The sequence below is a fragment of the Xanthobacter autotrophicus genome, assembly GCF_029991245.1.
Classification (GTDB): Bacteria; Pseudomonadota; Alphaproteobacteria; order Rhizobiales; family Xanthobacteraceae; genus Xanthobacter; species Xanthobacter autotrophicus_C.
Genome location: NZ_JAIVFO010000156.1, coordinates 1 through 10,043 on the forward strand (window position 1 = coordinate 1; position 10,043 = coordinate 10,043).

8 protein-coding genes and 1 pseudogene are annotated in these 10,043 nt (G+C 70.5%); 2 read left to right on the top strand and 7 right to left on the bottom strand.

Annotation, left to right across the window (positions count from 1 at the left end; genetic code table 11):
- The 3 genes and pseudogenes from K9U41_RS19505 to K9U41_RS19515 form a co-directional block, all read right to left on the bottom strand.
- Positions 1-249, bottom strand: a pseudogene (locus K9U41_RS19505) (class 1 fructose-bisphosphatase); the annotation flags it as partial.
- A gap of 111 nt (positions 250-360) precedes the next feature.
- Positions 361-798: a dihydroneopterin aldolase gene (folB, locus tag K9U41_RS19510; RefSeq protein ID WP_282642522.1), complete on the bottom strand. Its 438-nt coding sequence runs from the start codon at positions 796-798 to the stop codon at positions 361-363.
- Between the two features lie 70 nt (positions 799-868).
- Positions 869-1,834, bottom strand: a complete 966-nt coding sequence (locus K9U41_RS19515) for an ATP-grasp domain-containing protein (RefSeq protein WP_282642523.1) — start codon at positions 1,832-1,834, stop codon at positions 869-871.
- 37 nt (positions 1,835-1,871) lie between these two features.
- On the opposite strand from K9U41_RS19515, the gene K9U41_RS19520 reads away from it, so the two are divergent.
- Entirely contained in the window at positions 1,872-2,579 is a 708-nt protein-coding gene (locus K9U41_RS19520) for a HisA/HisF-related TIM barrel protein (RefSeq protein ID WP_282642524.1), read from the top strand.
- 183 nt (positions 2,580-2,762) lie between these two features.
- Positions 2,763-6,221, top strand: coding sequence for an autotransporter domain-containing protein (locus tag K9U41_RS19525; protein ID WP_282642525.1), 3,459 nt, complete (start codon positions 2,763-2,765; stop codon positions 6,219-6,221).
- Between the two features lie 75 nt (positions 6,222-6,296).
- Here K9U41_RS19525 and K9U41_RS19530 read toward each other — a convergent pair whose 3' ends face one another.
- From K9U41_RS19530 to K9U41_RS19545, 4 genes are all read right to left on the bottom strand, one after another.
- On the bottom strand, positions 6,297-7,127 hold the full coding sequence (locus K9U41_RS19530; RefSeq protein WP_282642526.1) for a triphosphoribosyl-dephospho-CoA synthase: 831 nt from the start codon (positions 7,125-7,127) through the stop codon (positions 6,297-6,299).
- 30 nt (positions 7,128-7,157) lie between these two features.
- Positions 7,158-8,294 carry an ATP-grasp domain-containing protein gene (locus tag K9U41_RS19535; protein ID WP_282642527.1) on the bottom strand — a complete coding sequence of 379 codons (1,137 nt, stop codon included), beginning with the start codon at positions 8,292-8,294 and terminating at the stop codon, positions 7,158-7,160.
- Positions 8,295-8,522: 228 nt separating this feature from the next.
- Positions 8,523-9,542 carry a beta-ribofuranosylaminobenzene 5'-phosphate synthase family protein gene (locus K9U41_RS19540; RefSeq protein WP_282642528.1) on the bottom strand — a complete coding sequence of 340 codons (1,020 nt, stop codon included), beginning with the start codon at positions 9,540-9,542 and terminating at the stop codon, positions 8,523-8,525.
- Positions 9,543-9,551: 9 nt separating this feature from the next.
- A complete protein-coding gene (locus K9U41_RS19545; protein ID WP_282642529.1) occupies positions 9,552-9,986 on the bottom strand; it encodes an HIT domain-containing protein in 435 nt (144 codons plus the stop codon).
- Positions 9,987-10,043: the final 57 nt, after the last annotated feature.

The window sequence follows — 10,043 nt, forward strand, 5'->3', positions numbered from 1 at the left end:
GGGCAGGAGGGCGGCCTTGATGCGCTCCTCGGCCACCACGTCCAGCTCCTTCTGGGCGTCGCCGCCGGCATTGGGATCGGTGCCGCGAATGGAGGCGAGGCCCTCTTCCAGCGGCCCGCGGGCGACGAGATCGGCGATGCCGACGCCGGCCTCGGCGATGGCGGTCACGGCCTGCGCGACCGCCAGGCGGCCCGCGTCGGCGCCGGCCCAGGTCCCGAGATAGGTCTTCAAGGTCACCAACTCGCTCACCGCGCACTCCCATGCTGGTCCGGCGGACGCCCCCGCCGGCTGCTTTATGGCGCAATGCAGCGGAGCGCGAAAGCGGGGCGCGTCGTTCCGCCCCTCAAGACGGCGCGTGCTTCAGCGGGTGCGGATGATCTCGATGCCCACGTCGCCGAACACGCCGGTCACCGGAGCGCCGGGCTTGTGCACCACCACCCGCACCTGCTCCACGGTCTCGAAATGGTCGAGGAGGCGCGTGGCGATGCGCTCGGCCAGGGTCTCGATGAGGCGGACGGGGTCGTCGGTCACCACCGCCGCCACCTGCTCGTAGACCTGCTGGTAGGAGACGGTGAGGGCGGCATCGTCGGCCCAGGCGGCGGGACGGGTGTCGAGCCAGCAGTCCACGTCCACGACGAAGCGCTGGCCGAGTTCGCGCTCGGCCTCGAAGACGCCGTGCCGGGCATAGAACGGCAGGGCGCGCAGGAACAGCCGGTCCGTGTTGAGCGGACGGGCGCGCGCGCCGGCGTCGGTTTCAGCCAGCGCATCGGCGAGGGAAGGGGTGTCGTCGGACGTCATATGGGTCTCACGCGCCGGCGGGCCGCCGGCCTTGATCGATGTGCCTTCCTATTGGTTTCGCCCGCGCCTTTCAACGGAGCTTCACCTCCACGGGCGTCGGCCGCGGCAGATGGGGCACCGCCGGCGGCTTGCCCTCGCGGATCAGCTCCGGCACGAAAGCGAGCGGATTGACGCCCAGCGAGGCATGCAGGCCCGCATAGGCCGGGGTGACGCGCGGATGGACCTCCGTGACCACCGCGCCCTGCGGCGTCAGGATCACGTCGATGCCCAGCAGCCCCGACAGGCCCGGGAAGGCCGCCACCACGTCGCGCGCCAGGGCTGCGAGGCTGCCGTCCGCGTCGGCGATGGCGCCCACCGTCACCCCCTCGAAGCCGAACACGCCCACCAGATGGGAAATGTGCAGCCGGTGGACGGCGAGCAGGGTCACGCCATCCTCGCGCGCCAGCACGCCGAGGCTCGCAAAAGTGCCGTGCACATAAGGCTGCACCACCAGGCCGGCGCCGCGTGGCAGGGCGGCGCGGTTGGGCCAGGCGCGGGCGCTGGCCCAGCCGGAGCCGTCGTCGGGCCGGGTCACGAGGTCGCCGTCGAGGCCGCGCGGCAGGGCATCGATGGGATAGGTCGGCACGTGGGGAATGCCATGCTCGGCAAGGCGCTTGGCCGTCTTCAAGCGGCTGTTGAGCAGCGTGACCGTATCGGAGGCGGAGGCAACGATGCGGGCGTTCGCCTCCCGCATCAGGCGCACCATGCGGCTGTGCTGGCCGCCGGCCTCGGGCGCGATGGGCCACACCACGTCGCACTCCTGCGCGAGGCCGGACCATGTGATCCAGGGATCTTCGCCCTTTCGCACTGGCACCGCGTCGTGCTTGGGCCGTGGCAGGCGGTCGTCATAGGCCAGGACCGCACTGATTCCCGGCAGCTCCTCAAGGTCCATGACCAGGGCGTCGCGAACCAGGCGGGCTTCCGCAAGGGCCGCTTCGGGCAAGGGCTTGTCGCGCAATCCTCCGGATGTCACGTACTCGCAGATGAAAACGCGCATAGGGCACCTTTCCGGGGGCAAACAGGGTCATTCTAAGATGCAGCTTATCCCTGTCGTTGACCTGAAGGGAGGGTGTGTCGTTCACGCCCTGCGCGGAGAACGCGACGCATATCGCCCCATCCACACACCGCTGGCCGCGACCAGCGCGGCGGAAGACGTGGTGGCCGGCCTCCTCGCGCTGGCGCCGTTCCGCACGCTTTATGTGGCAGACCTGGATGCCATCGCAGGCACGGGCGGACATGGCGAAGTCATTGATGCGCTGAAGGCAAAGTTTCCCCATCTCGACCTGTGGGTCGATGCCGGCGAGGTGCAATCCGCCCAGGTGCACGCGCGTGCGGCGCGGGGTCGCGGAACCAGCGTCATCGGCACCGAAACGCTTCCCAATGACGCAGGGGCAGGCGAGGTGCTCGCCGCCGCGGGCATCATTCTTTCCCTCGACCACGATGCCGCAGGCCCGCGCGGACCTGTCGCGGTGCATGAGGATGCGACCCTGTGGCCCGAGCGGGTGATCGTGATGACGCTGGCGCGGGTCGGCTCGGGGGAGGGGCCCGATCTCGCCGCCCTGGAGCGGACCGCCGTCCGCGCGGCTGGCGTCGGCCGGCATCCGCTCCTGTATGCGGCCGGCGGCGTCCGGGAGCCGGAGGATCTTGAGCGGCTGGCCGCGGCAGGCGCCGCCGGCGTTCTGGTGGCGAGCGCGCTGCACGACGGCCGCATCGCGCCGGACACCGCCCGCCTGTGGGTTTGAAGCGCGGCGCCGGGGGGCGCTGGCCTCGGCCTGTCCTGGCGCGTCCTGACGGGCCGGCGCGCCAGCCTGTGGCGTGGTCGTGGCAAACCTGGCCGGGCCGGGCGCGCGGTCTGCACTTGCGCTTGTCATCCAAATGTTACGCAAGGCCCCTAGGCAGCCCCTTGATACCTTTTGGGGAACGCCATGCCCGCGCTGTATGCCTCGTCGAGCCGCCTCGTCCTCTCCCTGTTCCTGGTCGGCATGGCGGCACCCGCGCTTGCGGCATCCTTCACCGTGCCCCCGGCCGCCGGGCAGCAGAGCGTTTCCGGCAGCGACACGGGCACCATCGACCAGGGCGCGACGCTCGCAGGCGGCGCCTCCTCCGCGATCCAGTGGAGCGCGCCGGCGACGGCCGACCCGGGCGTGGTCATCACCAACGACGGCACCATCACCTCGAACGGCCGTACCATCGACACGGCGAGCAACGTCTCCGGCGCCTTCACGCTGGGCAACACCGGCTTCGTGACGTCGAAGGACGATGCCTTCCGCATCAACGGCACGCTGGCGAACGGCACGGTGACCATCACCAATTCCGGCACCATCAGCTCCCAGACCGGTCAGGCCTTCGATTTCGACAAGGCGACCGCGACCACCGCCAAGGTGTCCGTGGACAATTCCGGCACCATCACCTCCGCCGGCTCCGACGCGATCCGGCTCGGCGGCGGCACCATCGACATCACCAATTCCGGCACCATCGAGACCACGTCGAGCGGCAAGCGCGCCATCAAGTTCGACGCGGCAGCCAATTTCGACACGCTCCAGTCGTTCACGCTGACGAACAAGCAGGGCGGCGTGGTCGCGGGCACGGACGACGGCATCAAGATCAGCTCGACGGTGGGCAGCACCGCCGCGCCCGTCCTGAAGATCGACAATTCCGGCACCATCAAGTCGACCGTCGATGGCCAGGGCATCGACCTGGGTGGCATCTATTCCACCAATGCCACCATCGCCATCATCAACCGGTCCACCGGCCTGATCACCGCCGCCGACAATGACGCCATCCAGGGCACCAACGGCGTCACCATCGACAATTACGGGACGATTTCTTCCTATTACGCGGACGGGACCGCGGATACGCAGAACAATTCGGCTATCAAGATCGATGGCGAAGATATCGGCAAGCCCATCACCATGACGGTGAACAATTATGCGGGCGGGCTCATCTCCGGCGCCTATCACGGCATCAAGGCCTCCGGTCCGAGCGACACGCTGATCGTCACCAATACGGGCACCATCGAGGGCCGCAACGGCTCCGGCGTGAATTCCAACGGCACCGGCACGCTCACCAATTCCGGCACCATCACCGGCACCTTTGATCCCGCCGCGAGCTTCGGCGACGGCGACGGCGTGGACTTCGACCAGGCCGGGACGGTCTACAACTACGGCACCATCAAGGGCCTCGGCTCCAAGGGCATCAAGCCGGGCGAGGAGAAGCCGAGCACCAGCGAAGGCATCGCCATCGGCGGCGGCACCATCGTGAATGGCGACGTCACCCACGCCTCGGCCCTGATCTCCGGCGCCAACAACGGCATCCTGGCCGACGACAGCAACGGCGGCGACGCCTTTGCCGCCATGAGCGTCACCAATTACGGCACCATCCAGGGCCTCGACGGCTACGGCATCCGCTATGTGAATTCCGGCGTGGATGGCTCGAAAAGCCTCACCATCGTCAATTATGGCACCATCTCGGGCACCACCCATGCGGTCCAGATGGGCGGCGGCAACGACCTGTTCGTCTACCATACCGGCAGCAGCGTGACCGGCGTCGTGGACGCCGAGGGCGGCACCGATACCCTCCAGCTCGGCGCGCTCGGCGACAACGTCACGTTCAATGCCAGCCTGCTGGGCGACGCCGCCACCTATCGCAATTTCGAGCGCGTCACCGCGCAGGCGCAGACCCTCACCACCCTCACCGGCACCTCGTCCTTCGCCGGGGACCTGGTGTTCGACCAGGCGGCGCTTGCCCTCGACACCGCGTCGCTTGCCAAGGCGAACCTGATCCTGTCGGGCAACGACACCAACGCCGGCGTGCTCACCGGCAACGGCACCCTCGGCAGCCTTGCGGCCTCGGGCACGGTCTTCCTCTCTCCCGGCACCAGCGCCGCGCCCTATGGCACCCTCGCGGTGGTCGGCGACGCCACCCTCGCCGGCACCTATCTCGTGGACGTGGCGCCGAACGGCAAGACCGACCTCATCACCGTGGGCGGCACCGCCACCATCGCCGACGGCGCCCAGGTGGAGATGTACGGCGCCCTCGCCTGGAGCCGCATCTACACGATCGTGTCGTCCGACACCGCCGTATCCGGCACCTTCGCCGGGCTCACCGTGGCCAACCCCATCAGCTATCTCTTCGTCACGCCCGAACTGAGCTACGAGGACACCCGCGTCACGCTGGCGCTGGAGCGCACCGGGGTGGCCTTCGCCAGCTTCGCGCAGACGCGCAACCAGCTCTCGGTGGCCGGCGCGCTGGAGCGCATCGGCGGCAGCGACAAGGCGCGCTCCTCCACCCTCTACGGCGATTTCGTCACCCAGGTCGCCGGTGACACTCCCACCCTCGCCCTCGCCCAGCTCTCCGGCGACATCCACGCCACCCTGCCGGGGCAGATCGCCACCGAGAACATGCTGGTCAACGATCTCATCCTCGGCCGGCTGCGGCAGGCGGATTATGCCGGCGCCAGGGGCAGCGCGGCGGCGCTCGGGGCCGGTGGTCCGGCGCGGGCCTATGCCGAGCCGTCATCCCCCGCCGCCAACGCCTTCAAGGCCATCAAGGCGCCCGCCGACGCGCCGGTGTGGACCGGCTGGGCCCAGGGCTACGGCCAGTGGCTCTCCACGGATTCGGACGGCAATGCCGCCGCCGCCGACACCAATGTGGGCGGCGTGCTGCTCGGCGGCGACGTGAGCCTTGCCAACACGGTGTTCGGCCTCGCCGCCGGCTATTCCTCCGCCTCCACCAGCACGGACTTTTCCTCGGCGGATACCGAAACTTGGCGCATCGCCGCCTATGGCGGGGCGCGCTTCGACGCCATCAAGCTGCGCGCCGGAGCTGCCTACGGCTGGAGCAGCATCGACACCAGCCGCTTCGTCGCCCTCACCGGCGAGGCACCGAGGGCGAGCTATGACGGCACCGCCGGCAACCTGTTCGCGGAAGCGGGCTACACGGTGGCGCTGGGCGGGGTGGCATTCGAGCCGTTCGCTGGCATCGGCTGGACCAGCGTGGACCTCGGCAGCTTCGCCGAGACCAACGCCCCGGTGGCGGGCCTGTCCTCCCAGGGCACGTCCTTCGACACCGCCTACACCACGCTGGGCCTGCGCCTCGCCAGCACCTTCGCCGCGGGCAACGGCATCGCCGTGACGCCCCACGCCTCCGCCGGCTGGCGGCATGCGTTCGGCGACGTGGTGCCCGAGGCCGCCGTGGCCTTCGTGAACACCGGCACCGTGTTCGGCGTCGAGGGCCTGCCCATCGCCGAAGACAGCCTGGTGGCGAGCCTCGGCATCGACCTCGCCTTCGCCACCGGCGTCACGCTGACCCTCGCCTATGACGGCATGGCCGGCGACGGCGCCAGCTACAACGCCGGCAAGGCCGCGCTCGCGGTGAAGTTCTGAGCCGACGCCACGGCGCGCTCATCTTGAGGCGCCGTGGCGTCGTTCGTTCAGGTTGCCCGCAGACGATGGAGCGGTTCAGTCCGCCTGCTGCGGCCGGGCCAGCAATGACGCGAAGATGCTCGCCACCGTCAGGTCGGCGGTGGTGCCGGGATTGAGGCCGCGCGCCTTCAGCCGGCCGTCGAACGCCAGAAGCCGGTCGTGCCGCTGCTGGCCTTTGAGGCCTTCCACCTGCGCCCGCACCGTCTGCGCTTCCGCCTGTACGGCCTCGGCGGCCGCGGTGCCGAACTTGCGGGCGAGGTGACTGTCAGGAAAGGTGGCGAGGAAGGCGAGATAGGCGGCCTCCACGCGCTCGCGTGCCAGCGGGCGTTCGCCGAGCGCCGGCACGCCGAGGCTGAAAATGTCCTCGAAGCCGGTCACATATTGCCGGGAAATGCTGTCGCGCCCCGCCGCCATCGCCATGGCCGCCTTGAGCGTGATGGTCGGGGATGCCCGCACATCCGCATCCGGCACGGCGCCCAGGCCGCCCGGATTGGCGGCGACGATGGCCCGGAAGGCCCCCTGCGCATCGGCCACGTCGAGGCTGTCCAGCACGGCACGCAGCCGGGCCTGAAGATCGCCTGGACCCTGCTCCGCCGCGGCGGCGAGCGGCACGCAGAGCAGGATGATGCCGAGATTGGTGTTGCAGCCCGCCACCGCAAGCGAAGCCTGAACCGCCGCCTCGATGCGCGCACCCACGTTAAGGTCCGCTTCGGCGACCGCCGGTGCGGCGGCGGCGGCGGCGTGCTCGAACTGGGCCACTTCCATGCCGTGGCCGGCGGCGAAGATGTGCACGTTGCCGGGCTTCAGCGCCGAAAGCTCGGCGCGGCAGGCGGCCTCGAAGGCGCGGGCGATCTCAGCCGACAGCATGGTTGCGGCTCACCCGCCGCCGCCGCAGGCTCACGGCGCCAGGGTGGGTTCGGGCGCGAGCCCGAGTTCGCGCTTGAGGGCGCGGGTCAGTTCCACAAGGCGCGCCTCGGCGATCTCCACCGAGGGGCCGGTGGCGCGCACCGTGCACAGGGGCGAGCCCTTGGCCACGGCGGCACCCGCGGGCGGGCGGTCCGCCACATGCTCGGGCCACGCCTCCTGCGGCACCACCATGTCCCGGTCGGCATAGATGACGCCGGCGGCGTGGGCTTCCGACGGCACGGGCAGGACATCCGGCAGCCGGCCGCCGCAGGCGGCCAGATGCAGGCCCATCAGGGGCGGCAGCGGGTCCACGTCGAAGATGTCGAGGGTGGCGCCGAGCCGCGGGTTCACCTCCACCAGGAACCAGCCTTCGCCGGACACCATGAAGTCCACCGAGATGAGGCCCACCAGCCCGCAGGCCAGGGCCACGTTGAGCGCGCCCTGCTGCATTTCGGCAGCGAACGCCTCCGGCAGCACGATGGGGCCGGCGGCGCCGCCATAGCGGAAGGGGTGCTCGGGGTCCTCCGCCCGCCACTGGCGGGAGGCGCCGATGAGGCGCGCCGAACTGCCGTTGGCCAGCAGCAGCACCGAGAGCGACTGGCCCTCGACCTCCCGCTGGAGGAAGTAGCCGGGCGCGGGCGGGGAGACATCGCCGGCCTCGCGGCGGCGGATGTGGGCGCCGCCCGCGCCGCCGATCTTCTTTTCCAGCACGTTCGCGCCGGCAAAGGCCTCGGGGGTGGGCGCCTCCAGCGTGATCGGCGGATGGGGGATGCCCAGATGGGCGCACAGTGCCGCGAGGGCGATGGGGTCCTTCAGCACCCGCACCGTTTGCGGCGCATTGCCGAGGATCGGGTTGCGCTCGGCGATGCGCGCCATGAGGGTGGGATCGTGCTCCAGCCCGCCGCCGAGCACCACCGGCAGGCCCGCCGGCGCCAGCGAATGCAGCGCCTGGATCAGGTCGTCGCCGTCGAAGGCGCAGCCGTTCTTCTTGTGCACGCGCACGCAGCGCGCCGAATGGGCGCAGGTGTCGAGATCGGCGAACAGGTCGAATGACAGAGCGGCGAAACCCGCCCGGGCGGCGCTGGCGGCCAGCGGCCGGGCGGAAAGGGCGATGAGGGCAAGATCCATGATTCCCAGCCTGTTCTCCCGCGACGCCGCCGGGCGCAGAGCGTCCGTTTTGCCCTCCCGAGCCGGAACCGACCAGGCTGACCCGAGCCGACCGGCCGGTCCGTCCCTGCCGGTGCGGCAGAGCATGCACCATCCGATGCGCTTGCGGTGCAAGCCGATCGGCGGGGTGCTGGGGAGCGCCGCGCCGTCCTCCTTGTGTTTTTCGTTTTTGGCCCGCAGCAGAGGTCCCTAAAGGGCGACGAGTTCGGCGCCCCGATTGTTGCCCCGCACGCAATCAAAGAAGAGGTTTGTGGACGATGCGAAGCGCCGGCGCAAGGTCCCGAGCAGCGCCTCGGCCTCGGCCTCGGTGCCCACGATGGCGAAACCCGTGGGTCCCCAAGAGCTTTGGCCGACGCCCGGCAGGCCTTCTTCCTCCACCACCGCGATGGCGGCGGCCACGTCGGCGCTGAGGAATCGGGCACCGCCTTGCGCTGCGGCATAATGATCACCCAGCGCCCGCTGCCATTCGCCGATGACCGCGCCGAACGCCGGCGCATCGCCCTCCGCGAGGGCGGGCAGGGCCTTCAGCAGCATCAGATGGCAGAAATGGGCGGCGCGCTCCGGCGGAAACGGCGGCAGCGCCGCCATGGCCTTCATCTCGGCGTCGCCCGAGAGGCCCTCCCGCGCCCGATCGTAGACGAGGAGGATGCGCCAGGCGTCCGGCACGGGCAGGCGGGCGAGGAGGGGCGGGGGGGCGCCCGGCCCGGTGGTGGCCGCGCCATCGCCCGTGGCGGTCGCCATGGCCTTGCCGCCGTCGAGGATGACGCCGCCGGCCTCGAACGCTTCCATGCCGATGGCCGAGCGCCGGCCGCGCCCCAGCAGGGTCGCGACCTCGCGCGCCGACAGAGGATGGCCGGACAGGCGCGCCACCGCCACCCCCACCGCCAGCGCCAGCTGGGTGCCGGAGCCGAGCCCGTTGTGGGCGGGCAGGGCGCAATCCACCGCCACCGCGAACGCCTGGGTGACGCCGAGGGCGGCGCGCACCGCATCGCGGGCGCGGGCGGCGCGGGCGGCGTCAGGCCCGCTTTCCGCATCAGCCGCCGCGCGGGTGACCGTGACCTCCGTCACCGGCCGCTCGATGGCGATGCCGAGGCTGCCGAAGCGCCGCCCCACGGCGCCGCCGAGATCGAGGAAGCCGAGATGGAGCCGCGCCGGGGCGCGAACCGTTACCCCAACCGCTTGAGCCAGCTCCAAGGGGGAAAGAGCCACGCGCCGCGCTCAGCCGGCCAGGGCGGCTTTCAGCCGCGCTGCATGCTCGGCCAGCACCTCGGGCTTCTCCATGGCGCTCGCCGGCGGCTTCATGGCTTCCCCGGCATGGCGGGGGATGACGTGCACATGGAGGTGGAACACCACCTGCCCGCCGGCTTCCTCGTTGAACTGCTGCACGGTGACGCCGTCCGCCGCGAAGGCGGCCTTGGCGGCAATGGCCACTTTCTTGGCGATCTTCGCCACATAGGCGAGGTCCTCGGGGTCGATGTCGAGGATGTTGCGCGCCGGGTTCTTGGGAATGACGAGGGTGTGGCCCGGGCACCGGGGCATGATATCGAGGAAGGCGAGGGCCTTGTCGTCCTCATAGACCTTGTGCGCCGGCAGTTCGCCCCGCAGGATCCTGGCGAAGATGTTGCTGGGATCGTAAGCCGGCGTTGCGGTCATGGGTTTCCTCCGTATCTCGGTGGAGGAGATTGCAGGGCGGGGGCAGGGGGTCAAGGG

Bases quoted from the DNA above. Each gene is read 5' to 3' on its own strand.
- folB (WP_282642522.1), bottom strand. From the start codon at position 798: ATGACGTCCGACGACACCCCTTCCCTCGCCGATGCGCTGGCTGAAACC.
- K9U41_RS19515 (WP_282642523.1), bottom strand. From the start codon at position 1,834: ATGCGCGTTTTCATCTGCGAGTACGTGACATCCGGAGGATTGCGCGAC.
- K9U41_RS19520 (WP_282642524.1), top strand. From the start codon at position 1,872: ATGCAGCTTATCCCTGTCGTTGACCTGAAGGGAGGGTGTGTCGTTCAC.
- K9U41_RS19525 (WP_282642525.1), top strand. From the start codon at position 2,763: ATGCCCGCGCTGTATGCCTCGTCGAGCCGCCTCGTCCTCTCCCTGTTC.
- K9U41_RS19530 (WP_282642526.1), bottom strand. From the start codon at position 7,127: ATGCTGTCGGCTGAGATCGCCCGCGCCTTCGAGGCCGCCTGCCGCGCC.
- K9U41_RS19535 (WP_282642527.1), bottom strand. From the start codon at position 8,294: ATGGATCTTGCCCTCATCGCCCTTTCCGCCCGGCCGCTGGCCGCCAGC.
- K9U41_RS19545 (WP_282642529.1), bottom strand. From the start codon at position 9,986: ATGACCGCAACGCCGGCTTACGATCCCAGCAACATCTTCGCCAGGATC.